The organism is Paraburkholderia sp. RL17-368-BIF-A (assembly GCF_046054045.1).
Lineage (GTDB): Bacteria > Pseudomonadota > Gammaproteobacteria > Burkholderiales > Burkholderiaceae > Paraburkholderia > Paraburkholderia graminis.
The window spans coordinates 209132-236079 of sequence record NZ_JARESN010000011.1; the positions used below are offsets into that span (position 1 = coordinate 209132).

At 63.5% G+C, this 26948-nt stretch carries 25 protein-coding genes and 1 pseudogene; 14 read left to right on the forward strand and 12 right to left on the reverse strand.

From position 1 onward, the window contains the following. Window positions 1-52: 52 nt before the first annotated feature. Window positions 53-838 carry an H-NS family nucleoid-associated regulatory protein gene (locus tag P0D87_RS20455; protein ID WP_053860046.1) on the forward strand — a complete coding sequence of 262 codons (786 nt, stop codon included), beginning with the start codon at window positions 53-55 and terminating at the stop codon, window positions 836-838. A 22-nt stretch (window positions 839-860) separates the two neighbouring features. Further along, window positions 861-1346: a hypothetical protein gene (locus tag P0D87_RS20460; RefSeq protein ID WP_053860047.1), complete on the forward strand. Its 486-nt coding sequence runs from the start codon at window positions 861-863 to the stop codon at window positions 1344-1346. A gap of 40 nt (window positions 1347-1386) precedes the next feature. On the opposite strand, the gene P0D87_RS20465 is transcribed toward P0D87_RS20460, so the two are convergent. From P0D87_RS20465 to P0D87_RS20475, 3 genes are read right to left on the reverse strand one after another with little or no spacing between them, the layout of a single operon-like run. Further along, window positions 1387-1956 carry a hypothetical protein gene (locus P0D87_RS20465; protein ID WP_053860048.1) on the reverse strand — a complete coding sequence of 190 codons (570 nt, stop codon included), beginning with the start codon at window positions 1954-1956 and terminating at the stop codon, window positions 1387-1389. A gap of 42 nt (window positions 1957-1998) precedes the next feature. Then, complete coding sequence (locus P0D87_RS20470) at window positions 1999-2646, reverse strand: response regulator (RefSeq protein WP_006049471.1); 648 nt, start codon at window positions 2644-2646, stop codon at window positions 1999-2001. Further along, a complete protein-coding gene (locus P0D87_RS20475; RefSeq protein ID WP_053860049.1) occupies window positions 2643-4064 on the reverse strand; it encodes a cache domain-containing protein in 1422 nt (473 codons plus the stop codon). Before P0D87_RS20475 ends, P0D87_RS20470 begins: the two co-directional genes overlap by 4 nt. A gap of 276 nt (window positions 4065-4340) precedes the next feature. Between P0D87_RS20475 and P0D87_RS20480 the strand changes: the two genes are divergently transcribed. After that, window positions 4341-4538: a DUF3311 domain-containing protein gene (locus P0D87_RS20480; RefSeq protein WP_006049469.1), complete on the forward strand. Its 198-nt coding sequence runs from the start codon at window positions 4341-4343 to the stop codon at window positions 4536-4538. Beyond that, window positions 4535-6016, forward strand: coding sequence for a monocarboxylate uptake permease MctP (gene mctP, locus P0D87_RS20485; RefSeq protein ID WP_006049468.1), 1482 nt, complete (start codon window positions 4535-4537; stop codon window positions 6014-6016). The genes P0D87_RS20480 and mctP overlap by 4 nt, the downstream gene beginning before the upstream one ends. Window positions 6017-6097: 81 nt before the next feature. Here mctP and P0D87_RS20490 read toward each other — a convergent pair whose 3' ends face one another. Continuing rightward, window positions 6098-7048, reverse strand: a complete 951-nt coding sequence (locus tag P0D87_RS20490; protein ID WP_006049467.1) for a LysR substrate-binding domain-containing protein — start codon at window positions 7046-7048, stop codon at window positions 6098-6100. Between the two features lie 252 nt (window positions 7049-7300). Between P0D87_RS20490 and P0D87_RS20495 the strand changes: the two genes are divergently transcribed. Together P0D87_RS20495 and P0D87_RS20500 are read left to right on the forward strand one after the other, a co-directional pair. Next, a complete protein-coding gene (locus P0D87_RS20495; protein WP_053860816.1) occupies window positions 7301-8725 on the forward strand; it encodes a putative bifunctional diguanylate cyclase/phosphodiesterase in 1425 nt (474 codons plus the stop codon). A gap of 66 nt (window positions 8726-8791) precedes the next feature. Next, window positions 8792-9118 (forward strand): hypothetical protein, encoded by a 327-nt coding sequence (locus P0D87_RS20500; RefSeq protein WP_258196063.1) that lies wholly within the window; start codon window positions 8792-8794, stop codon window positions 9116-9118. Between the two features lie 58 nt (window positions 9119-9176). Here the strand turns inward: P0D87_RS20500 and P0D87_RS20505 are convergent, their stop codons facing one another. From P0D87_RS20505 to P0D87_RS20515, 3 genes and pseudogenes are all read right to left on the reverse strand, one after another. Next, window positions 9177-10409, reverse strand: coding sequence for an NAD(P)/FAD-dependent oxidoreductase (locus P0D87_RS20505; protein WP_053860051.1), 1233 nt, complete (start codon window positions 10407-10409; stop codon window positions 9177-9179). 11 nt (window positions 10410-10420) lie between these two features. Beyond that, window positions 10421-11947 (reverse strand): amidase, encoded by a 1527-nt coding sequence (locus tag P0D87_RS20510; protein ID WP_053860052.1) that lies wholly within the window; start codon window positions 11945-11947, stop codon window positions 10421-10423. 38 nt (window positions 11948-11985) lie between these two features. Beyond that, a pseudogene (locus tag P0D87_RS20515) lies at window positions 11986-13271 on the reverse strand (MFS transporter). Window positions 13272-13397: 126 nt separating this feature from the next. On the opposite strand from P0D87_RS20515, the gene P0D87_RS20520 reads away from it, so the two are divergent. The 7 genes from P0D87_RS20520 to P0D87_RS20550 all read left to right on the forward strand — a co-directional run bounded on the left by P0D87_RS20520 (window position 13398) and on the right by P0D87_RS20550 (window position 20680). Continuing rightward, the gene (locus tag P0D87_RS20520; RefSeq protein WP_053860053.1) at window positions 13398-14051 is read left to right on the forward strand and encodes a helix-turn-helix domain-containing protein; all 654 of its coding nucleotides are present in this window, start codon (window positions 13398-13400) and stop codon (window positions 14049-14051) included. A 109-nt stretch (window positions 14052-14160) separates the two neighbouring features. Continuing rightward, entirely contained in the window at window positions 14161-14895 is a 735-nt protein-coding gene (locus P0D87_RS20525) for a DUF3348 domain-containing protein (RefSeq protein WP_053860054.1), read from the forward strand. Between the two features lie 10 nt (window positions 14896-14905). After that, window positions 14906-17350, forward strand: a complete 2445-nt coding sequence (locus P0D87_RS20530) for a DUF802 domain-containing protein (protein WP_053860055.1) — start codon at window positions 14906-14908, stop codon at window positions 17348-17350. 5 nt (window positions 17351-17355) lie between these two features. Beyond that, window positions 17356-18003: an OmpA family protein gene (locus tag P0D87_RS20535; RefSeq protein ID WP_029970086.1), complete on the forward strand. Its 648-nt coding sequence runs from the start codon at window positions 17356-17358 to the stop codon at window positions 18001-18003. 16 nt (window positions 18004-18019) lie between these two features. Then, window positions 18020-18667 carry a DUF2894 domain-containing protein gene (locus P0D87_RS20540; RefSeq protein ID WP_053860056.1) on the forward strand — a complete coding sequence of 216 codons (648 nt, stop codon included), beginning with the start codon at window positions 18020-18022 and terminating at the stop codon, window positions 18665-18667. Between the two features lie 56 nt (window positions 18668-18723). Further along, on the forward strand, window positions 18724-19398 hold the full coding sequence (locus P0D87_RS20545; protein ID WP_029970088.1) for an HAD family hydrolase: 675 nt from the start codon (window positions 18724-18726) through the stop codon (window positions 19396-19398). Between the two features lie 310 nt (window positions 19399-19708). Continuing rightward, window positions 19709-20680, forward strand: a complete 972-nt coding sequence (locus tag P0D87_RS20550) for a response regulator (protein WP_006049455.1) — start codon at window positions 19709-19711, stop codon at window positions 20678-20680. 169 nt (window positions 20681-20849) lie between these two features. Here the strand turns inward: P0D87_RS20550 and P0D87_RS20555 are convergent, their stop codons facing one another. The 5 genes from P0D87_RS20555 to P0D87_RS20575 all read right to left on the reverse strand — a co-directional run bounded on the left by P0D87_RS20555 (window position 20850) and on the right by P0D87_RS20575 (window position 25460). Beyond that, complete coding sequence (locus P0D87_RS20555; RefSeq protein WP_053860057.1) at window positions 20850-21845, reverse strand: alpha/beta hydrolase; 996 nt, start codon at window positions 21843-21845, stop codon at window positions 20850-20852. Continuing rightward, window positions 21838-22353, reverse strand: coding sequence for a thioesterase family protein (locus P0D87_RS20560; protein WP_006049453.1), 516 nt, complete (start codon window positions 22351-22353; stop codon window positions 21838-21840). The genes P0D87_RS20555 and P0D87_RS20560 overlap by 8 nt, the downstream gene beginning before the upstream one ends. 148 nt (window positions 22354-22501) lie before the next feature. Continuing rightward, window positions 22502-23467 (reverse strand): L-carnitine dehydrogenase, encoded by a 966-nt coding sequence (locus tag P0D87_RS20565; RefSeq protein ID WP_029970091.1) that lies wholly within the window; start codon window positions 23465-23467, stop codon window positions 22502-22504. A 44-nt stretch (window positions 23468-23511) separates the two neighbouring features. Beyond that, the gene (gene cdhC, locus P0D87_RS20570) at window positions 23512-24441 is read right to left on the reverse strand and encodes a 3-dehydrocarnitine:acetyl-CoA trimethylamine transferase CdhC (protein ID WP_053860817.1); all 930 of its coding nucleotides are present in this window, start codon (window positions 24439-24441) and stop codon (window positions 23512-23514) included. A gap of 44 nt (window positions 24442-24485) precedes the next feature. After that, window positions 24486-25460: a choline ABC transporter substrate-binding protein gene (locus tag P0D87_RS20575; RefSeq protein ID WP_408637012.1), complete on the reverse strand. Its 975-nt coding sequence runs from the start codon at window positions 25458-25460 to the stop codon at window positions 24486-24488. Between the two features lie 408 nt (window positions 25461-25868). Here P0D87_RS20575 and P0D87_RS20580 point away from each other — a divergent pair, with 408 nt between their 5' ends. Then, a complete protein-coding gene (locus P0D87_RS20580) occupies window positions 25869-26912 on the forward strand; it encodes a GlxA family transcriptional regulator (protein WP_053860059.1) in 1044 nt (347 codons plus the stop codon). Window positions 26913-26948 lie beyond the last annotated feature (36 nt).

Here is a 26948-nt window from a genome sequence, read left to right on the forward strand (position 1 = left end):
CCCACGTTATTCATGGCATAGTTCGTTCGATTACCACATAAGGAGCAATTCAATGCCCACGTTAGAGCAAATCCAGGCAAAGCTTAAGAAGCTCCAGGCGCAAGCTGACGCCCTTATTGCAAGGAAAGCGCAAGTCGCAATCGACCAGATTCGCGAATTGATGCTTAAGCACGGCCTGACTACCGCCGACATCGAAGCGCAAGCAAAAGCGCGGCGCGCGGCCAAGGGCCTTAACGGCCATGCCGGCAACGCAAAGGCCGCGGCGGCCGGACAGAAGATTCCGAAGTATCGCGATCACAAAACCGGTGCGACCTGGACCGGACACGGCCGCGCGCCCGGTTGGATTGCAACCGCGAAAGACCGCAGCGTGTTTCTGATCGACGGCGCAAGCGAATCGAAGTGGGGCAGCGTTGCCGCTAACAACGCGAAAGCCAAAGGTCAGCCGAAAGGCGCGCAACCGCCGAAGTATCGCAATCCGTCAACCGGTGCGACCTGGAGCGGACGCGGCCCGGCGCCTGCATGGCTTGCATCGGTGAAGGATCGCAGCAGGTTTCTGATCGACGGCGGCGCAGCGTCGGTGGCGGGCAAGGCCGGCAAAGTGAAATCCGCGGCTGCGAAAAAGGTTGTGGCGAAAAAGGCGCGGGCGGGTAGTCAATCTGTTGCCACTAAAAAAGCTGCGGTAAAACCCGCTGCAAAGAAAACCGCCGCGCGAAAAGTCACCGCAAAAAAGGCAGCAAGCAAAACTGCGAGCAAACTTCCGGGCCGCAAGAAAGCCGCAAGTTCGCAACCCGCAGTGACCGCTGCGGCACCGGTCGCGTCCACCGCGGCGAGCGCATAAGCGCACTGGCACAGCGAAGTACATGACGAGCGTACATGAATCGCCCCAGCAGGAGGATCAGGTTCTCCTGCTGGACTCAGTTCCTCATCCCGCAGCCGACGCAGCGGAGCCGTTCATTGTCGCGAGCGATCGCCGGGTGATTCTCGCTTATCCGATTGCCGAGTCCGACTTCGAGCGGTTCGGTCCGTTCGATCCCGACGACGATCCGTTCTGCGCAGTGTTATTCCCCGACACGGTGTTTCATCGGCTAGGGCCACCGGGCGATGGCGATCTCGAGATTCATCCGCTCGCGTCGCAAGGTCTGGCCGCTTTTGCCGCACAGGAAGTGATCAACTCTTCTCTTGTCGATGAACTCGCCGCAGTGTCATTGCCGGAACTGGCGAAGCGTCATTTCGTCATTACGTTTCTGGAGTCCACGTTCGAGTGCATAGCGTCCGATTACACGCTGGTCGGTGTATACGGCGCGGCTGAAATCGCAAGCCGCGAGGCATTTGCACTGGTACGGTAGATCTATCCAGAGCGGCGCGGCCTGTTTGCCGCGCGCCAGGTTAGTTACCCGGATCGAGTACCGGCCGATCCGGTTCTGCAAGCGTTTTATAAGGCAGTCGTGGGGCGCGCGGGTTGGTCGTCGTATTATCGATTACGCGCTCGACGTCCGCAGTTTTCGCGAGTTCGCTGAGGAACGCCTGCTTGTCGAAGCCAGACGATACGCAGCCTTCCACATAGACAAAGCGACGTTGCAGCGTGAGCCAAAGCGTCGAATGTTCGCGCCAATGAGTCGCGGCATTGATATTGGCGAGACGCCGCTGCACGGCCTCCGCAATTTCCTTGTCGTACAGATAAGCGTTGGGTAAGCGGCAACGCCCTTCTATCCAGCAACTGTTGCCGCGTTCAATGCGGTAATGACTGTCGGCGAGCCATTCCTGTTCGGTTTCGAGTGGGCCGAGCGGTGCTGGGCATCCGTCAATGGCTTTGGAAATCTGAAAGAACGGGTCATGTCCGCGATTGATTCGCTGTTCTTCGCCGTGAGCGAGAGACAGAGCGGAAAACAACGATAGACATAAAGCCGTGCATTGCAATGCACTCGCCGGCCGCGGCGTGAATCGTCTCAGTGTCATGCTGATTGTCTCCACTCGTTGCGCAGCGAGACGTTCTTCTTATTAGCGGCTCGTGCGCCGGTTCTCGACCGCAAACTTGATCAATTCGGCCTGGCCTTCAATATCGAGCTTGCGCTTCAGGTTCAGGCGATGTGTCTCGACAGTACGCACCGACAGATCGTTGCGTTGAGCAATCTGCTTGCTCGACAAACCCTCGGCGAGTGCATCGAGAATATCGCGTTCGCGCGGCGTGAGCCGTTCAACCGGCGATTGCATCGCCGAAGCCTGAATCAATCGGGCGCCAAGTCCCGCGCTGAAATAGGTCTTTCCGTCGAGCACGGCGCTAATCGCCTGAATGATTTCGGTCGACGGCGAGTCCTTCAGCACATAACCGCTCGCGCCCGCGCGCACTGCCTGCGTGACGTATTCGAGGTTGTCGTGCATCGACAGCATCAATACGCGAATCGCGGGGAATCGCTCATGAAACATGCCGGCAAGCGCAATGCCGTTCATTCCGTTCATGCCGACATCCATCAGCACGAGGTGAGGCTCCAGGCTCGCGGCGAGCGCGAGCGCTTCCTGTGCATTGCCTGCTTCGCCGACTACCTCCAGGTTGCGCACTGCTTCGAGCCGCGCACGCAAGCCGTCGCGAACGAGCGGATGATCGTCGACCAGAATCAGACGGGCAATGGGATGTGAGATATCGTTCATGAAGACACTTCCTGCAGGCTCTGCTTATGAGGCTCCGTTGTACCGGCGACGAGCGGAACACGCGCGGTGACGAGCGTATGGCCCGGCTGCGAGTTGAGCGCGAGCGTACCGCCTAACGCTTCCACGCGCTCGCGCATATTGCGCAGCCCCACGCCCGAGCGGCGGCCGACAAACGCATGCGCGACATCGAAACCGCTGCCGTTGTCGGCGATTGTGAGCGCGACGGCATCGTTCGACACTTCCAGCGAGAGCGCCGCGTTCGACGCACGCGCATGGCGCACGATGTTGGTCAGCGCTTCCTGAGCAATGCGGAACAGGACGGTGTTCACCGCATCCGTTAAAACCGCGGCGTGAGTATGCGTGATCTGCGTGAAGCCGATTTCAATGCCCGACTGTTCGCTCAGTTCGCGCGTGAGTTGTTCGATGGCTGCCGCGACGCCCAGGTCGTCCAGCATCGACGGGCGCAGCGCATGAGAAATACGCCGCACTTCGCGCAACGTGTCGCCGAGACGCGTGAGACTGGTCGACAGCGCGGCTTCCGCGGCGGGCACGCGCGTTTCGCTGCGCTCGAAACGCGCGAGCGCCGATTCGAGCAGCAGCTTCACTGACACCATCATCTGGCTGATGCCGTCATGCAATTCACGCGAAAGCCGCGCGCGTTCGTTCTCCTGCGATTCGACCACCTGCTGCGCGAGCCGCTTCAGCTTTGCGTCGGCGCTGCGATATTCGGTGACGTTGAGCACGAGCGCGCACAGCGCGATAGCGGCGAGCCCCGCGAGTGCGATCGCGTCGATCCACATCATCGTGCGATCGATATTGATCGCCGCGCGCTCGTCGATATGCGCGAGCGCCGTGTCGACGTCGTCGAGATAGATGCCGGTGCCGATCATCCAGCCCCAGCGTTCGAGCGGCACCACGTAGCCGAGTTTCGAAGCGAGCTTGCCCGTCGACGGACGATGCCACAGATAGCGCACATAGCCGCCGCCTTGCGATGCCGCGGCGAGCAGCTTCTGGATGGTGAGCACGCCTTGCGGATCGCGCAGTTCCGACAAATCGCGTCCCACGAGATGCGGCTCGCGCGGATGCATGAGCGAACGGCCATGCATGTCGTAGACGAAGAAATAGCCGTCCTTGCCGAAGTCCATCTTCTCGAGCACGTCGAGCGCGCGCGTGCGGCGCAGCGCGTCGTCGCGTGCGTTATCTTCGCCGGCTTCGTAAAGCGGCGCGATCGCGGACGTGGCCAATTCGACGTAATGCTTGAGCTCGATTTCCTTGCTCGCCATGTACGCGGCCTGAGTCGTCGCGTGCTGTGTTTGCGCGAGCGCGGTCGCTTCGCGGCGCACGCCGATTTCGATGCTGGCGATAGCCGCAAGAAAGGGCACGATAGCCAGCAAGACGATCTTGGCTTTGAGTTTCATCGTTGAAAAGACGGCCAGTGGACTACGTAGTAATACGTAGCCGGCTTACGTAGTTGCGCGCTTGTGAGGACGCTTACGAAGGCGAATACTACATCCCCGCGGCGCATTGCGTCTTGCGGACGTTTTCGCGCTCATGCGTCGGCAGTGCGCAAAAGCAGATTCCGGTTTCGGCAGATGACTGCGCGGGTATTTCACACGAATACCCGTTACCGGATTTCCGCGCGCCGGATCACAAGTCCGGATGCGTGGTGTCAATAATAGACCTAGGAGATGTACATGGAGACCTCCCCATCCGCCGGCCGGTCATGGCTATGGCTCATTCTTTTGCTTCCGTATATCGCGCTCTTGTGGCTGCCGTTCTATAACGACACGCGTCCGTCGTTCGCCGGTTTTCCGTTCTTCTACTGGTATCAGTTCCTGTGGGTGCCGTTGACCTCGCTGCTGATTTACGTCGTGTACCGAGGTGTCAAATGAGCGACCTGAACCCCGTCAATCCGGTGGCGATGACCGTCTTCATCGCATTCTTCGTGCTTGTCACGGTAATCGGTTTCTTTGCCGCCCGCTGGAAACGCGGCGACCTCACGCAATTGCACGAATGGGGTCTGGGCGGCCGGCAGTTCGGCACGGTCATTTCCTGGTTCCTCGTCGGCGGCGACTTTTATACCGCCTACACGGTGATCGCGGTGCCGGCGCTCGTCTATTCCGTCGGCGCGTATGGTTTCTTCGCGCTGCCGTACACGATCATCGTTTACCCGTTCGTGTTCGCGGTGATGCCGAAGTTGTGGAAAATCGCGCATGCGAAGAACCACATCACGGCAGCGGACTACGTGCACGGCGAATACGGCGGCAAGTGGTTTCCGGCCGCGGTCGCGTTGACCGGTATCGTGGCGACCATGCCGTATATCGCGCTGCAACTGGTCGGCATGCAAGTGGTGATCAAGGGACTCGGCGTGACCGGCGAATTGCCGCTGATCGTCGCGTTCGTGATTCTCGCGCTGTACACGTATGCAAGCGGCTTGCGCGCCCCGGCGATGATCGCGTTCGTGAAGGACATCATGATTTACATCGTCGTGATCGCGGCGGTGTGGCTGATTCCCGCGAAACTCGGCGGCTACGCGCATGTGTTCGACGCAGCGGATACCTACTTCAAGGCGAAGGGCGGCGCGACCGGCATCATTCTCAAGCCGACGCAATTCACTGCGTATGCATCGCTCGCACTGGGTTCGGCGCTCGCGGCCTTCATGTATCCGCACACGATGACGGCGGTGCTCTCGTCCTCTTCGGCAAAAACGGTCCGCAAGAATGCGATTTTCCTGCCGGCTTATACGCTGCTGCTCGGCCTGATCGCGTTGCTCGGTTATATGGCGATTGCGGCCGGCGTGCATGTGAAGTCGGCTTCGGATATCGTGCCGGCGCTCTTTAACACGCTGTTCCCGTCGTGGTTCGTCGGTTTTGCAGCGGCTGCAATTGCGATTAGCGCACTGGTTCCGGCAGCGATCATGTCGATCGGCGCGGCCAATCTGTTCACGCGCAATTTGTGGCGTCCGCTGGTGTCGCCGAATATCACGCCTGAAGCCGAGGCGGCGAACGCGAAGATCGTGTCGCTCGTGGTGAAGTTCGGCGCGTTGCTGTTCATCGTGTTCCTGCCGACGCAATATGCGATCGACCTGCAATTGCTCGGTGGCGTGTGGATCTTGCAGATCTTCCCGGCTATCGTGTTCTCGCTGTACACGCGGCGCCTGAATACGCCGGGTCTCTTTAGCGGTTGGCTCGTCGGCATTTTGCTTGGCACGTCGCTCGCGATTTCGCAAGGGCTCAAGCCGGTGTTCGCACTGCATCTCGGCGACGCCGTGTATCCGGTTTATATCGGCCTGATCGCACTGGTCGCGAACATCGTGGTGGCGTTCGTCGTGTCGGCGCTGTCGCCGCGGCGAGTGGCCGTGACCGCCTGATCGTTCTTTACGGATCGAGTGTTATTGACGCCGCGGGCCTTCGGGCTCGCGGCGTTTTTTATTTAAAGCGAGCGAGGCGCGCTAAACGAGCACTTCCACCGATTGCATGGCGCGGCGAATCTCCGTCGTGCGGCCCCACGATTCATCGCGGATCGTTTCGAGCAGGCAATCGATAAAGCACTGCGACGCGGCATCGGAAGGCTCGCCCGTGCGCGTGATGATGCCGACCGTCGAGTCCTCGAGTTCTTCGCGCAAAGGGATCGCGCACAAACCGTCGCGCGCCGCGCAGAGTTCGACGAGCGGCCACGGAAAGATGCTCACCATGTCCGTGCGCTTGAGCAGTGCGACCGCCACGGTGAGCGAATGGAGAAAGTGGATGCTGCGCGGCACCGGCAATCCGTAGCGGGAGAACATCTGATAGGGCGCATGCCCCTCGGTTTCCGGATCGAGCGCAACCAGCCAGTCGTCGTCGAGCAATTCAGCGAGAGAACGCGATTCCGCGCGCGGATGACCCAGGCGTGCGACGACCGCGCGGCTCGTGGCGAACAGCGGCTGATAGTTGAAATCGCACGCAGAGACACTCGGCGATTGACGCCCGACATAAATGTCCAGGCTGCCGTCGCGCAAGCGCGGTGTCGCGATCGCGAGTAAGCCTTCGAATAATTCCAGTTGTATTGCCGGCATTCTGGCGCGAAAGCGCGCGACTGTTTCGGGCAGAAATGTCAATGCGACCCACGCGGTCACCGCAATCGAAAGACGCCCGCTTGGCTCGCCGCGCATTGCGTCCATCGCCTGATGCGCACGCACCATTTGCGCGGCGACGAGCCGTGCATGCAGAAGCAGGGTTTGCCCGCATTCGGTGAGCGTCACTCCGGACGATGTGCGCACAACGAGTTGAACGTGTGCCGCTTCTTCCAATTGCTGAATATTTTGCGTTACGGCCGCCGGCGACGAATTGAGCGTTCGCGCGGCACCCCTGACACTTCCCGCATCGGCAATGGCGATGAGGGCGCGTAGCTGATGAATTTTCATTTGTGGCCCAGCGGTTTATACCGCGTGTGGTAAAGCGTTTGCCGTTGCTTTACGCGTTCACCGGCGTGGCGCGTTCTCAAGCGGCCTATGCGGGAATATCGTGGAGGCACGGCTACCGCATGGCGGCGCGTGTTTTTTCTCGCGCGATAAAGCTCTACACCTCGTAGTCTTGACGGCTATAAAAATTTAGCTGCATGCATAAAACGGCAAGCTGTCTGCTGAATGCGTAATGCCTAGCATAGGAGTGTAATGATGACCGAGCAAGTTTCCGTACCGGCAACCGCTTCCGGCGTCCCATTGCACTTCGCACATGACGACGCAACATTGAAAAGCCCTACTGTGCAAAGGGTGGCGGATGGACGCCTCCTGCATGCATTGTTTATCGATTCGCTCACCGGTGTCTATAACCGTGCCTACGCGACAGGGCGCGCTCAACAACTGCTGAAGTCCGCGCGGGCGGCGCGTGTGGCAATGCTGGTGGTCAACGTGGATGGCTTCAGCAGGATCAACGACATTGCTGACTACGATCTCGGCGACCGCCTGTTGCGCAGCGTCGCCCAGCGGCTCGCGCGCGCGCTCGCCACGAACGATCTGCTTGCGCGGATCGGCGGCGACGAGTTCCTGATCGTTACCGAACATCACGGTCACATGCCGATGCTAGCTGCCTTCGCGCAACAGATGCTCGCGTTATTCGCCGAGCCGTTCGTGATCGCGGGGCGCGAGTATCGCGTGAGTGCGTCGGTGGGGGTTGCGCGCTCCAACGACGGCGCTCGCGATGCGGCGCTGCTGATGCGCGATGCCGGCGCCGCGATGCGTCGCGCGAAAGTCCATGCACCCGGCAACGTGTGCTTTTTCACGCGCGATATGAAAGAGGCTGCGCAGCGCCGCTTTGCGATCGAGAACCGGCTGCGCGATGCGCTCAAGGCGGGCGAATTAACAATTGCGTATCAGCCAGTCGTGGCGGCGGCGTCGCGCGAAACCATAGCTGTGGAGGCATTGCTGCGCTGGACCAGCAGCGAACTTGGCGACGTGGCCCCCGCCGAATTCATCCCGATTGCCGAACAGGCGGGCTTGATGGAAGACATCGGCGATTGGGTACTCGAGCAGGCATGCGCACAGGTCGCGAACTGGCGCTGGAGCATCGCGCCGGATGTCAATGTGTCCGTGAATATTTCGCCGGTGCAGTTCAACGCGCGGCTCGTGCAACGTGTCGCTGCGTGCCTTGCGAACAGCGGGCTCGACCCCTCCGCTTTGCAGCTCGAAATCACCGAGGGCATTCTGCTGCCGGACGATGCCACCGTGCGCGCGACGATGGCCGCACTCGCGAAACTAGGCGTCACGCTCGCAATCGACGACTTCGGCACGGGCTACGCGTCGCTGTCGTATCTGAAGCGTTTTGCGCTGCATGGCCTGAAGATCGACCGCTCGTTTGTCGCCGGTTTGCCGGACGACACGGATTGCGCGGCCATTGCAGAGGCGCTCGTAAAAATGGCTCATGCATGCGGAATGTGCGTCACGGCTGAAGGCGTGGAAACCGAACAGCAGGCAGTCATGCTGCGCGAGATGGGCTGCGACGCGCTGCAAGGCTATCTGTTCGGCCGCCCTGGAAACGCGGCCGATTGCGCCGGCAGATTATCGGACGCGGACCGCTTCAGGAGAAAGCGTATGCCCAGATAACGAATGCGCGAGAGGGCTGGCGTTTTCGGCCATGACTTCTAGAATGATTTCATAAAAATGACGAGCTTGAACGCCACCGGCATGGGAGGTGTCGCGTTAGTCAGTCAGGAGAGAGAGAACATGTGTGATGCAGAAATCGCTGCTGTGCTGTTGAACCGTTGCACCGCTCAGCCATTCGATAACGAGGAGCCCGCCTATCTCGACATATTGCGCGAAGGCAATCTTTCGTTCAAACATGTCGTCGGCTTTGTGGGTCCGCGCGATATTCCGGACCCAGAAGCATGTCATGCCGAGTCGATCATTTTCGCCGACGGCTCGCGCGCATTGCGGATCAGCCCGGTAGCAGGCGATAGCGGCTGGACGCGCTGGACCGCGCTGCAACCGCTGCACTAAATGAAGCGGCAGGCGCGCTTCCCGCACGAAGCGGCAGGCGCGCTGCCCGCGTTTGACGTTAGAACCTGTCCACTCTGAACGGATGCGTGTCCACGAGCGTTTCTTCACCCGTCATCATTTCGGCGATCAGGCGACCGGTCACCGGCCCGAGCGTGAGTCCATGATGCGCGTGACCGAATGCGAACCACAAGCCCTGATGTTTTTCGGCGCGGCCAATCACGGGCATCATGTCCGGCGTGCAGGGCCGCGCGCCCATCCACGGTTGATCGTCGAGGCGTTTGTCGAGTGGGAACAGCGTGCGTGCAATCGGTTCGACGGCGGCGAGTTGCGTGGGCGTTTTCGGCGCATCGAGCAATGCGATTTCAGCGCCGGTCGTCAGGCGGATGCCGCGCGCCATCGGCGCGAGCAGATAGCCCCGCTCGGCGTCGAGCACCGGATGATTGAGGCGCGCGCCCGCGCGTGCCGCGTAATGCATGTGGTAGCCGCGCTTGACGCCGAGCGGCAGCCGATACCCGAGCCGCGAACTGAGCACGCCGGACCACGGCCCCAACGCGACCACCGCCGATGAAGCCGCGATCGTCCCTGCGTTTGTCGTGACCTCCCAGCCGTTGCGCAGCGTATTGGCGTCGCCGGTGAAGAACCGTCCGCCGAGCGCCTCGAAGTATTTCGCGTAGGCCGTGACGAGCGCGTTCGGATCGCTCACCGAATCCGCTTGCGTGTAGCGCAGGCCGCCGAGCAATGCCTTGTCGAGATCGGGCTCGATGTGCTGCAGGTGGGCGGCGTCGAGCGCTTCGAATTCGACGCCGTATTCGCGGCTCCATCGATCGGCGACTCGCAGTTCCGCGTCCTGAGCAGCGTTGCTGCGAAACACCTTGATCCAGCCCGTGGGACGCAACAGCGCACTTGCGTCCGCTTGCGCGGCCAGCGAGCGATGCTCGCTCACGCAATGTTCGATCAGCGTCGAATATGACTTTGCAATCGCGGCGTGTTTCGCCGGGTCGGAGTTGCGCCAGTATCTCCACAGAAACGGCGCGGCGTGAAATAGCGCATCGGCGTGGTAGCGAACGTCGAGCGACTGGTTGCGCGCATAGCGAAGCAATGCACCCAGTCCGCGCGGAAATGCGTACGGGTACACGCCTTCTCGCTGAATCAATCCGGCATTGCCGAACGAGGTCTCGTTGCCTGGCGCCTTGCGGTCGACCAGCGCGACCTGTCGGCCGCGCTTTTGCAAATGCACGGCCACGCACACGCCGACAATGCCGGCGCCGAGTACGACGGTATCGAACTTCATTGTTGTCATCGTTAAACCGCTGAGAGGCCCGAGCCGTTCGCGTCGGCGTCGTTAAAAAGAGGGGGCGACGTCACGATCGATTTCAACGACGCGTCCGCTTTCGTGAGCTTCGACAGATCGGGTCGCGGACGGCGCAACGCAGGCGACTGCGCGAACACCTGCTCCATCGCATGCGCGACGGCGAGCGTCTTGCGGTCGCCATGAAACGGCCCGACGATTTGCAAGCCGAACGGCATGCCCGCGTGATCGACACCGCACGGCAGCGACAGCGCCGGATGCGTCGTCAGCGTGACGACATAGGTGAGCGCGAGCCAGCGGTAATAGTTGTCCTGCTCGCGCCCGTCGATTTGCGCGGCGTACAACTGCTGCCACGGAAACGGCGATACGGGCGTGGTCGGCGAGAGAATCACGTCGTACTGCTCGAACGCGGCCTGAAAGCGTTTGAAGATGCGCGTCTGTTCGGCCTGGGCCCACGCGCTGTCCGCGAGACTCATGCTTGCGCCGAGCTCGTAATTGGCGCGTGTGTTCGGGCCGAGTTGCGCCGGATCGCGCGTATAGGCATCGTGCAGACCGGCGACGAAGCTCTCCGCGCGGATCACGTCGAAGCAGCGGTGTACGTCGCCGAGATCGAAGCTCACTTCCTCGCATGAACGGAAAGACGGCGCGATCAGCGCGATGCGTTCGCGAAACACGTTGCGGATCGACGCATCCACGTCGCAACTGCCGAAGTCTTCGGTCCAGCCCACGCGCAATGTGGCGAGGTCGATGTCGGCGGGCGCGGCGAAGCTGAGCGGATCGGCGGCAAAGCTGAGCGGGTCGCCCGCCGAGATGCCCACGGTAGCGGCGAGCTGCAAGCACGCTTCGGCGACGCTGCGGCCCATCGGCCCGACCACCGAGATCGGCGACCAGCCCACCAGCTTGCGCGAATTCGGCACGAGTCCCGGCGTCGGACGAAAGCCCACCACGCCGCATTTGGAAGCGGGAATGCGCAACGAGCCGCCGGTGTCCGAGCCGGTGCACACGGGCAGCATGTCGCACGCGAGCGCGGCGGCCGAACCGCCCGACGAGCCGCCTGCATTCAATGCTGTGTTGAACGGATTGCCGGTCGCGCCCCACACCGGATTGCGCGTGTTCGCGCCGGCGCCGAGTTCGGGCACGTTGGTCTTCGCGGTGACGATCGCGCCGGCGGCACGCAGACGCTCGACGAGCACCACGTCTTGCGTCGGCACGTTGCCACGCGACATCGGCGAACCATAAGTCGTCAGGAGTCCGGCGGTATTTTCGAGGTCCTTCACGCCGAGCGGCAAGCCGTGCAGAAGGCCAAGCGGCTCGCCGTCGAGTACCTGCTTTTCCGCGCGTTTCGCGGCGGCGCGCGCGGCCACAAAGTCGGTTGCGGTGATCGCGTTGACTGCCGGATTCACCGCCTCGATTCGCGCGATGCACGCCTCCAGCAGTTCGACGGGCGAGATCTCTTTCGCGCCGATCATCCGGCGCAACTCGACCGCGCTACGGCCGGGCAAATCGTTGTCTCGACTCATATCGTCTCCACTCATTGTGCTCATTGTGTCTTTCTTTGTCAGCCGAGCGCTTCGCCGGTGCGGTCCTTCAGCCAGATTACCGGCACGAGCGAAATCGCGCATGCGGCGGCCACATACCAGGCCGGCGCGAGCGGATTGCCGGTGCGCGCGACCAGCCAGCTTGCGATAAACGGCGAGAAGCCGCCGAAAAACGATGCGCTCACAACATACGTCAATGCAATTCCGGTTGCACGCACATGCTTCGGGAACAGTTCCGGGATCATCACGAGCACGGGCACGATCTGGCCCGATACGAACACGGCGAGCAGCGCGGACACGATGCAAAGCGCCGTCATCGACGGATGCGCGCTCAGGAATGCAAACGCCGGATACACGAGCAACAGCATCACGACGCGCGAAATCACGAGCACGCGCTTGCGGGTGTAGCGGTCCGCGAGCATGCCGGCGAGCGGCGCGGCGACGAACAGCGCAAGCGAACTGACGATACCGGAGATCACCGCCGACGTCGACGAAAGATGCAGCGCGCGCACCGCATGACTCGGCAGAAAAAAGGCGGTGATGTAGACCGACACGGAGCCGCCCAACTCGGCGAAAGTGCCGAGAATCGTCAGCTTGAGATGCGTGGTCAGCGCGGCCTTCAGCGCGCCGCTCGGCGCAGCTTCGCCGGGCTTGCGCGCGGTCAGCGTTTCTTCGAGGCGCCGGCGGATCAGCATGCCGGCCGGCGCCGCGACGATGCCGAGCACGAACGGAATCCGCCAGCCCCATTCGAGCACGGCCTGCTTCGGCAGCAGCACGTTGACGAGCGTCGCGACCAGCGCGCCGAGCACGAGGCCTGCCGCAGTCGCCGCGAAATTCCAGCTCGCGAAGAACGCGCGCGTGTTGTCGGTGGCATATTCGACGAGCAGCGTCGTGCCCGGTCCGAACTCGCCGCCCGCCGCGAAGCCTTGTATCAACCGCGCGGCGAGCACGATGAGCGGCGCGGCGAAGCCGGCGACCGCGTAAGTGGGCGCGCACGCGATCATCGCGCAGCTAAGCGCCATCAGCATGATCGTGAGGACCATCGCGTTCTTGCGGCCCGCGCGATCCGCATACGCGCCGATCACGACGCCGCCGAGCGGCCGCACCACGAAGCCCACGCCGAATACGCCGATCGACAGTAAAAACTGATTGACGGGCGACGCGCCCGGAAAGAACAACTGCCCGATCTGGATCGCGAAGAAGCTGTAGATCGTGAAGTCGTAGAATTCGAGCGCCGTGCCGATGGTCGTGGCAGTAATGACGCGGTCTTCGTCAAACGGGACTGACTAAGCGCAAGGGTAGACACGATACGGGCCCCACATAAAGGTGGAAATCGACGTGAGTTATCATATACGAGAAAAAAATAATTTCTCGTATACGAGAAATTTTTGTGGACAGGCGGGAAGCAAGGAAGCCAGGCGGAATCAGTGACATGGTCAAAGCCGTAGCCGTAGTGAAACAACCGAAGGCGCGCGCGCATGAAGCGCCGCCGTCGCTCGATCACAAGCTGGTGGGCGGGCATTTGCGGCAGGCGCGCAAGGCGCGCGGGCTGACGCTCGCCGAGTTGTCCGAGCGCTCGGGCATTGCGGTATCGACGATCTCGAAGGCCGAGCGCGGGGACATCGCGCTGACCTACGACAAGTTCGCGGCACTCGCGCATTCGCTCGAGCTCGAGTTCGACGCGATTTTCGGCCGGCGCCGCAAGCCCGCGGCCGGCGCGATGAAGCCGTCGTTCACCGCGGCGGGCAAGCAGCAGGTGTACGACACGCCGAACTACGAGTACGGCATGCTCGCGAACAACCTCACCGGCAAACGCATGATGCCGATGCGCGCGCACATCCACGCGCGCGCCGTATCGGACTTTCCCGAGTACATCCGGCATTCGGGCGAGGAGTTCGTCTTTCTGCTCTCCGGCAAGCTTGAATTGCGCTTTGAGAACGGCAAGTCGTTCAGGTTGATGCCGGGCGACAGCCTGTACTTCGACAGCTCGGTCGGGCACATCTATGTGAGCGTCGGCGAGGAAGATGCGGATGCGCTGGTGTGCTGCGTCGATACGGACGAGCATCGGCCGCGCGGAGCGATTTGAACGCCTATTCCCGAGCGCCACGATGTCTGCGTGCGAGGACGTTGTAATGGGGAGCGAAGCCGTCGTGCGCGTCAGCGTGTAAACTGCTGACTTTTTTGCATCCGGTGGTATGTTGCAAGCCCCCCAGCGCACAGCTCTCAGCGGCCCGGCGCTCGTTCGCCTGCTGGCGCGCTTCGCCAATGTCGACGTTCCCGAACCACGGCAATCGCTATCCGACCGGCTGAGCCAGTGGCTCGGCTGGACGGATGCGATCGCGCTGTCGTCGGCGCTCAGCGGCGCGCCGCCCACGCCGGCTGCGGGCGCGCGAGCATTCGGCAGCGTGGAGGAGGCGGAATGCGCGCGCGCGCGGGCCGCGCTCGTCGGTACGATTACCGGCGACCGCGCGTTCGCGACCGCCAGGCGCCGCGGTCCCGCGTATGTGGAGCCGCAGGCCGCGCCCGTCGACTACGCGCTCTTTCGTCAGCGCTACCAGGCCATGCAGCAGTCGATGGAAACGGGTGTCGGCAATCTGCGCGGCCGGCTGCGCGCGTTGCTTGCCGCCAGGAATCCTGCGATGGGCCGTCTCGCGGTGCTCGATGCCGTGATGGAACGTGCGCTCGGCGAACGCGAGCGAAGCCTGCTGGCCAATCTGCCGGTGCTGCTCGCCGGACACTTCGAGCGTCTGCGCGACGCCGCACAGCCGCTGCCGGACGATGGCGATGGCGAAGGCGCACAAGCCGCCCCCGGCGCGCCCGGCCCCTGGCTCGACGTGTTCCGCAAGGACATGCAAAGCGTGTTGCTTGCCGAGCTGGATATTCGTTTACAACCAGTCGAAGGGTTGCTTGCCGCCCTTCGTACTCGCTAACCGGGACGCCATGTCCAGATATCGTATTGATCTCGTTGTGTTCGCGGCAGGTCTCGCCGCGGTGTGCGGCATTGCCATCGGCTATGTCGGGTCCAACTGGCTGGCGCTGGCCGTCACGCTGCTGATCGGCGCGTTCTATCTTGCTGGCGCGCTCGAATTGCGGCGCTATAGCACGGCGACTGCGACGCTCATTCGCGCCGTCGCGCGCCTCGCCGAGCCGCCGCCGCGGCTTGGCGCGTGGCTCGAGGAATTGCATCCGGGCTTGCGCAATACGGTTCGTCTTCGCATCGAAGGCGAGCGCGTCGCGTTGCCGGGGCCTGCGCTCACGCCTTATCTCGTCGGTTTGCTGGTGCTGCTCGGCATGCTCGGCACGCTGCTCGGCATGGTCGTGACCTTGCGCGGCACCGGCATGGCGCTCGAAAGCGCAACCGATCTGGCCGCGATCCGCGCTTCGCTGGCCGCGCCGGTGAAGGGCCTCGGCTTCGCGTTCGGTACGTCGATCGCGGGCGTGGCGAGTTCCGCGATGCTGGGCCTGTTGTCGGCGTTGTGCCGTCGCGAGCGGCTCGAAGCGGCGCAACAGCTCGACCTCAGGATCGCCACGAGCCTGCGCATCTATTCGCAGGCTCATCAGCGCGACGAGAGCTTCCGGCTCCTGCAACGGCAAGCGGAACTGATGCCGACGCTGGTCGACCGTCTGCAAACGATGATGGCCGCGATGGAGCAGCACAGCCTCGCTTTCAACGAGCGCCAGCTTGCAAGCCAGGAGACGTTTCACAACAAGGCGCAGGCCGCGTACACGCGGCTCGCCGCATCGGTCGAGCAGTCGTTGAAGCAGAGCGTCGCGGACAGCACGCGTGCTGCCGGCGCGGCGCTCGAACCGGTCATGCAGGCGACGATGGCCGGCCTCGCGCGCGAAAGCGCCTCGTTGCACGAGAGCGTCTCGCAGGCGGTGCAGCGGCAACTGGATGCGCTGTCGAACGGTTTCGAGTCGGCTACCGGCAAGATCGCGGGCATCTGGAACGACGCGCTCGCCGGCCAGCAACGTTCGAACGATGCAATGACGCAGCAATTGCAGGCTTCGCTGGAGCGCTTCACGCAGACGTTCGACGAGCGCTCGGCGGGACTTGTCGACGGCGTTTCCGCGCGCCTCGAAACCGCCGCGGGCAAGCTTTCGCAGACGTGGAACGACGCGCTGTCGCGCCACGAGCAGTCCGGCGCGACGCTGGCGGCGCGTCACGAGCAGGCGCTGGTTGCGGCGGCGGCGACGTTCGCGGAGCATTCGGCGTCGCTGGTGCGCAACGTCGGCGAGTCGCATGCGGACTTGCAGACGCAACTGGCCTCGCGAGACGAAGCTCGGCTCGCGGCGTGGACGGCGAAGCTCGAGTCGATGGCGGGCATGATCGGCAAGGAATGGCAGCAGGCGGGCGAGCAGAACGAAGCGCGGCTTGCGGTGTGGACCGCGAAGCTCGATTCGATGGCGAACACGCTCAGCGAGAAATGGCAGCAAGCCGGGGAGCATAACGAAGAGCGGCTCACGGCATGGACGTCGAAGCTGGACTCGATGGCGAGCGCCCTCGGCAAGGAATGGCAGCAGGCGGGAGAGCACAACGAAGCGCGGCTCGCGGCATGGACGTCGAAGCTCGATTCGATGGTGGCGATGCTCGGCAAGGAATGGCAGCAAGCCGGCGAACACAACGAAGCGCGTCTTGCGGCATGGACATCGAAGCTCGATTCGATGGCAACCGCCCTCACCAAGGAATGGCAGCAAGCCGGCGAACTGACGGCCAACCGTCAGCAGCAGATTTGCGACACACTCGAGCAGACCGCGCGCGATATTTCAGCTCAGACGCAGGCGCATGCCAGCGAAACCATCGCTGAAATTTCGCGGCTCGTGCAGGCGGCGTCCGAGGCGCCGAAGGCCGCTGCCGAAGTGGTCGCCGAGTTGCGGCAGAAGCTGTCGGACAGCATGGTGCGCGACACGGCGATGCTGCAGGAGCGCAGCCGTCTGCTCGAAACACTGGAAACGCTGCTGGACGCGGTCAACCATGCATCCACGGAACAGCGCACGGCGGTCGACGCGCTCGTCGCGACGTCGGCGGATTTGCTCGAACGCGTCGGCACGCGTTTCACCGACAAGGTCGAGGCCGAGGCCGACAAGATCGGCACGATAGCCGCGCAGATCGCGGGCGGCGCCGTCGAAGTGGCGAGCCTCAGCGACGCGTTCGGCGCGGCCGTGCAGTTGTTCGGCGAATCGAACGACAAGCTCGTCGCGCACCTGGAGAGAATCGAAGCGGCGCTCGACAAGTCGCTCACGCGCAGCGACGAACAGCTTGCCTACTACGTGGCGCAGGCGCGCGAAGTCATCGATCTGAGCGTGATGTCGCAAAAGCAGATCGTCGAAGATCTGCAGCAGCTTGCGGCGCGGCGCTCGGCTGATGGAGTCGAGGCGGCATGAGCGGGATGAGCGAGGACATCGACGGCGGCGTCGAGCCGGGCACGCCGATCTGGGCGGCGTTCGGCGACATGATGTCCGTGCTGCTCGGCGCGTTCATGCTGATTCTGGTGGCCGTCATCGGCGTGCAACTGGAACTGTCGAACAAGCTCGAGCAGGAGGTCAAGCAGCGTCAGGTTGAAACGCAGCGCCGCAAGACGCTCGAAGAGGCGCTCGCCGGCCCGCTCGCGGCCGGCCGCGTGACGCTCGTGAACGGGCGCATCGGCATCAGCGGCAATGTGCTGTTCGCGCTCAACTCCGACCAGTTGCAGCCGCAAGGGCGCGATCTGTTGAAGAGCCTTGCCGGCCCGCTGTCCGCCTATTTGCGCGCGAGCGACCAGATCCTGATGGTGAGCGGCTTTACCGACGATCAGCGGCTGCGCGAAGGCAATCGCCGTTTCGCGGACAACTGGGAGTTGTCGGCGCAGCGCGCGCTGACGGTGACGCGCGCGTTGATCGAGGCGGGCGTGCCGGCGCCGTCGCTGTTCGCGGCGGCATTCGGCTCCGGCCAGCCCGTCAGTTCGAATGCCGACGAGCAAGGGCGCGCGCGCAACCGTCGCGTGGAAATCGCGCCGGTGCCGAGACTGTCGGCGGCCGCGGGAAAGCCTCGTGAGTAACAGCGCGAGCGATCCCATGACTGAAGCCGCAGGCGACGCACAGACGCCGCGCGCGACGCTCGACGCGTGGCGCGAGCGCGGCGCCGATCGTGTCGATCCGCCGCGGTTTCGTTTCATCGACGCGTTGGAGCGGCGCGCCGCCGCGCAGCGCGGCGAGACTCGCCGCGTGCTCGACGAGAGGCTCGCCGTGTTGCTTGATGCGTATGCGCGGCAAATAGCTGCGGCCGAGCGCGACGCATGCGGCGCGATGAAAACCGATAACGCTGCCCGCACAGCCGAATCGACAACAGGCGCAGGCCCGCTCGTCCAGCTCATCGCCGAATTGCAAAGCGCGTCGCAACACCGCGAGCGCAACCACGCCGCCTATCCCGAACTCCCCGAACTCGATTATTTCCGGCAGACGTGGGCCAAAGTCCGCACCGACAAGCAGTTGCGGCAGTCGCTGCAACCGGCGCCCGGCAACGCCGGGCCGCTCAATTCGAGCAGCCTCGTGCATCGCTCGCTGTCGCTGATGCGCGAGTTGTCGCCGGGCTATCTGAAACAGTTTCTCTCGTATGTCGACGCGTTGTCGTGGATCGAGCAATTGAACGGCGGCGCCCCGCCCAGCAAGGAGCCGCCGCGCGCGGCGACGGCCGGCAAGGGCGGGCGCGGCAAGACGCGCTGATGCCTCGCGGCGCTTGACGTGGCATATTGGCGGGTAGCCATCGAAAGGAGCCCACCATGCGTATCCAGACCTCATTTCTGTTCGATCTCGACGGCACGCTCGTCGATAGCGTCTATCAACACGTGCTGGCCTGGAAAGAAGCGCTCGACAGCGAAGGCATTTCGCTGTCGGTGTGGCGGATTCATCGAAAGATCGGCATGAGCGGCGGTCTCTTCACCAATCAGCTTCTGCGTGAGACGCACGGCGACATCAGCGCCGAACGCGGCGAGCGTCTTCGTCATGCGCACGCGGCGGCGTATAAAAGGTTGCGCGCGCAAGTATGTCCGCTGCCTGGCGCGCGCGAACTGCTCGATGCGCTCACGCAGGCGGGCACGCCGTGGGCCGTCGCCACCAGCGGCCGCATGGAAACCGCGGCGGTGAATCTGGAGGCGCTCGGCGTCGATCCGTCAAAAGCAGTCGTCGTGACGCGCGACGACGTCAAATACGCGAAGCCCGATCCCGATCTTTTCATCGCGGCCGCCGAACGTCTCGGCGTGCAGATCGAACATTCGGTCGTGGTCGGCGACAGCATCTGGGACATGCTCGCGGCGCGCCGCTGCCGCGCGCTCGGCGTGGGCCTGCTGTCGGGCGGCTACGGCACGGAAGAACTCGAACGGGCCGGCGCACTGCGCGTCTACGACGACCCCGCGGCTCTGCTCGATCATCTCGACGAAGTAGCCTCGCGACCGTAGTCGCGCGCATTGCGGCATGACGCGGCCGCGACGAAATGCGCTGGCCGCGCCGCGTTTTTTGCATCGCCATTGGTTTCATTCAGACCGCATACGCTGCTGCAAACACACGGAACTTTGTACTGTTGCAGCCAGGAGCCCTGCACTCCCTGTACTATATGGATCAACGGGAACCGGCCCGGCAACAGCGATAGAAAGACCGGCGTGTACGCAGCGGCGGCGCGCCCGGCATGTTCACGTGAGCGCATGCGGCGACCGGCGAGCCTGTCACGGCGATCCCGCCTGCGGCGGGGCTGACGAACCACGTGAAAATATGAACAAGTTTATTCGACCACCCGTCTCCTATCCGACCACGGTTGTTTTCGTCGACGACAACGACAACTACCTCGACGCGCTGCGCCGTTTCTTCCCGGATGTTTCCACCAATCTGTTTTTCTCGCGTCCGCAAACGGCGCTGGCTTTTATCCGTCAGCACGCGCGCGAAAACTCGCTCGAGTTCGCGCCGGCTTCCGCGTGTTTGAGCGAGACGGGCTTTGAACGCTTCGTCGAAACGTCGCCGCAGCGCGACGTGCTGGCGCGCGATTCGCGTTTCTCCGAGGTAGCCGCGGTCGTGGTGGACTACGACATGCCCGGCATAAGCGGCGTCGAGTTTCTGTCGTCCATCTCCAACCTGCATTGCGCAAAAATCCTGCTGACGGGCGTCGCCGACGAAACCGTCGCCGTCAAGGCATTCAATGCGGGCATTGTCGATTTATATCTGCGCAAGACCGACGCGGATTCGGCGAACCGGCTCGTGCATTTTCTGAAGGACGCGAAGAGCCGCCATTGCTCCGAGGCGGGCTGGCTCGCATTGGGCGAGAACGGCATCACGTATTGCGATCCGCGCACGCGCAGCGTGATCGATCAGGTCGTGAAGGACAAAGGCATCGTCGAGTATTACTGGCGTCCCGAGCAGAATGCCATTCTGATGTTCGATCGCGAGGGAAGGGCGAGCGTGTTCGTCGCGTGGGCCGAGCACGACTGGATTGCGCAAGGCGAAATCGTCGCGGACGAAAGCGGCCCGGCCGAGTTGCTCAGGCAGATGGCCGTGCGCGAGGTCATGCCGCTTTTCTGGCCGCATCTTGCGTTCCGGTCGAATGTCGAATTCAGAATGCTCAAGCCGCAGCCCATTCCCGGTTGGGGTGACGCGTTCTACTGCTGGAGCCAGGTGGAGTCGCCGGAAGTGGCGCAAGGCGGCGTCAGGCCGCTGACGTTCGCGCAATGGCGCAGCGACCGGGCACGCTAGGGCTGCCGGCGCGACGAGACATTCCATGCTGTTGGGGAAATGCGCGATGTGGCCATTCATGCGCGACAAGAGCCGTGCAATTCGGATAGGGCTCGCGTAACGGCGCCTGGATGACGGCGCATTGGCGCGGTTTTATTGATCGCCCATAAGGCCCATGCGAATGAGCTGCTCAAGCCGCTCCGGCGTTCGCGCACAGAAAGCGGCACACTTCGTCATGCATGGCTTGCACGCCAGGGCTCGATTCGATGGCGCGCCAGCAGCCATGCACGAGTCCCGCGCCGATCCATAGCCGCGCTTGTCCGCCCGCCGCCTGAATGCGTTCGGCGAATACGCGGGCGTCGTCTCTGAGCGGATCGTGCTCCGCGCCGATCGCGAGCGCAGGCGGAAGGCTGTCATAACGCGCGGCGTCGAGCGGCACCGTCCACTCGGGATACGGCGCGCTTTCGCCCCAAGTTCCGCCCCGACTTTCGCCACAACTTCCGCCCCAATACATGTCGCGAAACGCGTGGACGTCGGCGAGCGTCAGCATGGGCGCGCGCGCTTCGGTATCGCGTGCGGGCGGCTGCGGGTCGGTGCCGAGCATCGGATAGATCAGCGCAACACCGCGTATGCCGTCGATGCCCTCGTCGCGCAAACGCATCGCCACGCTCGCCGCAAGCGTGCCGCCGGCACTGTCGCCGGCCAGTTGCAACGCGGCGTCGGCGGGAAGATCGAAGGGCAGCCGGCGTTGCAGGGCGGCGCGCGTGATTTCCAGGCAGTCGTCGTGCGCGGCCGGCGCGCGATGTTCGGGCGCGAGCCGGTAATCGACGGCGATCACGTCGAGGCCCGTGTCCGCAGCAAGACGCGCCGTGATCAGTTGATGGCTGTCCAGCGATCCAAGCACGAAGCCGCCGCCGTGGAAGTACAGCACGACGCCGCGCGGCATGCCGTCCGCTTTGGCACGGTTGCGATAGAGCCGCAACGCAATCGGATGACCCGCGGCAGTCTGGAATTGCGCATCTTCGGTGACGACTTCCGGCGGCAACGGCGGAGTGAGCGCGGCCGCGTAACGGTCATAGGCTTCGCGTTGCTCGGGCGGCGCGATGGACGCGCCCGACGTGTTATGTCCTCCCGGATACAGCGCGGCGGCTCGCGCGATGAACGCCGCCATTTGCGGCTCAAGCATGCTGTTGGCTCCGGCTGCGTTGCGCGGCGGCGGGCAGGCCGATCATGCGGCCCGCGTAGGCGGCGGCGGGTAATGCGGCTTGCGCGTCGGCCAGTTCTTTTACGCGCGCGGCGACATCGGCGTCGAATGCGACGGAGCGTGGCCCGCTCGTATCGACATGCAGCAGCATTTGCTCGCCGGCGGCGACCGGCGTGTCGCCTTCGTCGGCGAACATTTCGAGGTAGAGATGCAGCCGCTTCGTATCATGCGCGAGCACGCGCATATCGACACGCACGCGCGTGCCTTCCTTGATCTCATGCAGATAGTTGATGTGCGCTTCGAGCGTGTAGATCGAGCGGCCGCGTTCCTTGCGCACGGCGTCGGGCAAACCGATCCGGTCGATCAGCTCGTCGGTCGCGAAGCTGAAGATCAGCATGTAGAACGCGTCGCGCAAATGGCCGTTGTAGTCGACCCATTCCGCGCGGACCGTGTCGCGATAGCAGGGCAGGGAAGAAGCGGTTTGCGGCATGCTGCGGGTCTCCGTGGTCTTGGGTTTGTGTGCGGCGTGCGGCGTGCGACGCGCGAATCGGGTCGCGCGCCCCGTGCGCGGCGTGGCTTGCGGTCGCGCTCGCACCGATCGGCGGACGCCGATCCGCCGATCTTCAATCCGCAAATTGTCAATCCGCAGCCATCAACCCATGCCGCGCCTTCGCCTCGCCAATCGCCGCGAGCACGCTCGTGATGCAGTCGTCGCGATAGCGCTCCAGTTGCTTGATCGAGCGCGGGCCGACCTGTTCGGCGGTGCCGTCGACAACGCGGTCGATCAGTTCGTCCGTCAGCTTCGGCGCTATCAGTTTAGTCCACGGAAGCTCCAGCGCGGGACCGAATTGCTGCATGAAATGGCGCATGCCCGCGTCGCCGCCCGCGAGCGTGTAGGTCAGGAACGTCCCCATGAAAGACCAGCGGATGCCCGCGCCGAAGCGGATCGCGTCGTCGATTTCGCCGGTGGTCGCGACGCCCTCGTTGACCAGATGCAGCGCCTCGCGCCACAGCGCTTCGAGCAGCCGGTCGGCGATGAAGCCGGGCACTTCCTTGCGAACCCGCAGCGGGCGCATCGACAGCGAGCGATAAATGCGCAGCGCGGCGTCGATGGTCTCAGAAGCCGTGCGCTCGCCGCCGAGCACTTCCACGAGCGGCAGCAGATAAACCGGATTGAACGGATGCCCGACGATGCAACGCTCCGGGTTCACGGCGCGCGCATAGAAATCGCTCGGCAAAAGCCCCGACGTCGACGACGCGATGATCGCGTCGGGCTTCGCCGCGCGGCTGATCTGTTCGTGCAACGCGAGCTTCAATTCCTCGCGCTCGGGCGCGCTTTCCTGAATGAAGTCGGCGTCGGCGACACACGCCTCGATCGTATCGACAAAGCGCAATCGCGATGGCGACGCGCCTTCCGCGAGGCCGACGCGCTCGAGCGCGGGCCATGCATTCGCGACGTTCTCGCGCAACTGTTTTTCCGCGCCCGGCGCCGGGTCCCACGCGATCACGTCGAGCCCGTGCGCGAGCGCGCGCGCCACCCAGCCGCTGCCGATCACGCCCGCGCCGATCGCGGCAAATGTTTTGATGTTGACGATCACTGCCATTGCTGACGTTTCCTTGTTTGCCTATGCGTTGCTGGTTGTCGCGATCACGCGTATTCGCCGGCTGCGCGCCGTTCGAGTTGCCGTTCGCCGCGCGCGGGCAAGCCGAGCTTGCGCCGGCCTTCGGCGGGCGTCAGTGCGCGTCCGCCAAGACGCTCGATGATTTCCACCGCGCGCTGCACGAGCGTGCCGTTGGTTGCGGGCACACCTTTATCGAGCCAGATGTTGTCTTCGAGGCCGACGCGCACGTGGCCGCCGAGCAGCATCGCCTGCGCGACCATCGGCATCTGCATGCGGCCGATGCCGAAGCCGGCCCATTGCGCGCCGGGCGGCAGGTTGTCGGCCATCGCTTTCATGGTCGTCGTATCGGCGGGCGCCCCCCAGGGAATGCCGAGGCACAGCTGAAAGAGCGGCGGCGCGTCGAGCAGCCCTTCCTTGAGCAACTGCTTCGCGAACCACAAGTGCCCCGTGTCGAAGATCTCCAGTTCGGGTTTTACGCCCAGTTCCTGAATGCGCTTTGCACCGGCGCGCAATTGCGCGGGCGTCGATACATAGATATAGTCGCCGTCGCCGAAATTGAGCGTGCCGCAATCGAGCGTGCAGATTTCCGGCAACAGCTCCTCGACGTGCGCGAGGCGCGTCAGGCCGCCGACCAGATCCGTGTTCGCGCCGAAGCGCATGGGATCTTCGCCGGGACCGATTTCCAGATCGCCGCCCATGCCCGCCGTCAGATTGATGATGACGTCCGTGCCCGACGAGCGGATTCGGTCGACCACTTCGCGATACAACTGCGGATCGCGGCTGCCGCGTCCGGTCCTCGGATCGCGGACGTGGCAGTGCGCGACGGTCGCGCCCGCTTTCGCGGCTTCAATGGCGGCCTCGGCGATCTGCTTCGGCGTAACCGGAATCGCGGGATGCTTGCCGACGGTGTCGCCGGCGCCGGTGACCGCGCAGGTCACGATGACTTCATGGTTCATGCGTGCAAGTTCCTGTAGATGTTCAATGCGCGACGCTTCGGGAATCAAAGCCCGAGATAGGCTTTCACCGCAGGCAAACCGTCCTTGCCGTCGTAGGTCTTCACGCCGGCGAGCCACGCGTCGAGTATTTGCGGGTTTTTCTTCAGATAGGCTTTCGCGGCATCGGCGGGCTTTTGCTTGTTCATCACCGATTGCATCACCACGTTTTCAAGCTGCGTCGAAAAGCGCAGATTGCTTACGAGCTTGCCCGCGTTGGGGCAGCGCGTCAGATAGTCGGGCGACGTCAACGTATAAACGCGCGCTTCGCCGTCGTTGGGGCCGAACACGCCGTCGCTGCCGGACAGGTACTTCATGTCGATCTGAATGTTCATCGGATGCGGTTCCCAGCCGAGAAACACCACCCATTTCTTGTCGCGGATCGCGCGTTCCACTGAAACGAGCATGCCCGCTTCGCTCGATTCGATCAGCTTGAAGCCGCCGAGCCCGAACTTGTTGGTGGCGATCATCTTCTGGATGGCCGCGTTCGCGCTGCTGCCAGGCTCGATGCCGTAGATCTTGCCGTCGAGCTGATCGCGATGTTTCGCGATGTCGGCGAATGTCTTGAGGCCCGCGTCGTACGCATAGCCGGGCACGGCGAAGGTTGCTTTTGCGCCGGTCAGGTTGGGCGGCTGCAGCACGTCGATCGCCTTCGATTCGACGAACGGCGCAATCGCTTTCTCCTGCACCGGCCACCAGTAGCCGAGCGACACGTCGAGCTGTTTCGTCTTCAAACCGGCAAACGAAATCGGCACAGAAGCAACGGTCGTGACCGGCTGATAACCGAGCCCTTCGAAGACCGTGGAGGCGAGCGCCGTGGTTGACGTGATGTCCGTCCAGCCGATGTCGGCGAAACGCACCGCGCGGCAAGCGGGCGGGTCCTGCGCGAACGCGGGCAGCGCGGCGACGGCGGCGCTGCCCGCGGCCGCGAGGCAGGCAAGCCGGGCAAGCTGGGCAAGCAGCGTGGTGATGCGTGACTTCATGACCTTCCCCTATTGACGCTTATGCACGTCTGACAGCGCGTTTTCAAAAGGGCCGCTTTGATGCGCGAATGCGAAGCGCGGCCCACCGGCAAGTGATAAGTGATGCGTGAGGTGCTATGTGAGTCCATCGACGATGCGGTCGGAATGGCACTAACGTTAATGCCCCATATTGCCGCCAAAGCGACCATCAGCGACCCGTTCTTGCTTCCACGCGACAACGAGGGAAAACCAGCATGCGCGAGCGGGTGTCGGCATTGCAGCGCGGCATCGACTATGGACAAATTTTGGCGCGCCTTGTCCGCTCGCAGTCTGCTTGCTACGCTCGCCGGGGAACCGCGCGTTGGCTCGCGCTTTCGTTGCTTTCGACTGCTTGTCACTTTCAGCCACCTTTCACCGGATTCCCGCGACATGCCTGAAGAAATATCGTTTTTGCTGCTGCCGGGCTATTCGGCGATCGGCTTCATGTCCGCCGTCGAGCCCTTGCGCGTGGCGAACCGCTTTCGCGGCGAGTTGTACCGATGGCGCATTCTCAGTCTGGACGGCGCGCCGGTTGCAGCGAGCAACGGGATTTCGATCAACGCGGACGCGGCCATCGGCGAGGCGGCTATCGGCGACCTGCGTGGCGCGGACCGCACGGACAGCACGGCGACGCTCTTCGTCGTGGCAGGCTTCGAGCCGCTCGCCTGCTACACGCGCGAACTCGCCGAATGGTTGAAGCGCCTGGAGCGCGCGGGCGCGACGCTCGGCGGCATCGACACGGGCAGCTTCGTGCTCGCCGAAGCCGGGCTGCTGGGCGGCGCGGACAACGTGACCGTGCATTGGGAGGCGCTCTCGGCATTTCGCGAGCGTTATCCGTCGCTGGATGCCAGTCAGGAACTGTTCGAGATCGGCGCGCGGCGCATCACGTGCGCGGGCGGCACTGCGTCGATCGACATGATGCTCGACCTGATCGGACGCAAGCACGGCGCGGCGCTCGCGTCGGCGGTGTCGGAGCAGTTCGTGGTGAGCCGCATCCGTCAGCGCTCCGACCATCAGCGCATGGAGATTGCCGCGCGCTACGGCGTGCACAACCGCAAGCTGATCCAGGTGATCGGCGTGATGGAGCAGCACATGGAAGAGCCGCTGACGCCCGACCGGCTCGCGCAGGAAATCGGCGTGACGCGCCGCCAGTTGGAGCGGCTCTTTTGCGCGTCGCTGAAGGACACGCCGACGCACTTCTATCTGCAACTGCGGCTCGGCCGCGCGCGCGAGCTTTTGCAACAGACCGACATGTCGATCACGTCGATTTGCGTCGCCTGCGGATTCGAGTCGCCGTCGCACTTCTCGCGGACTTATCGTGCGCGATTCGGTGCAAGCCCGAGGAGCGACCGGCAGGCGAGCGGCGGTTTGGTGCCACCCAAAGCGCTAATTAATGCACGTGTTGAAGGATTATCACAAGCGCAGCAACAGTGAATTCACTGATTCGGGGTTTACCCTAGGTCGCCGGCC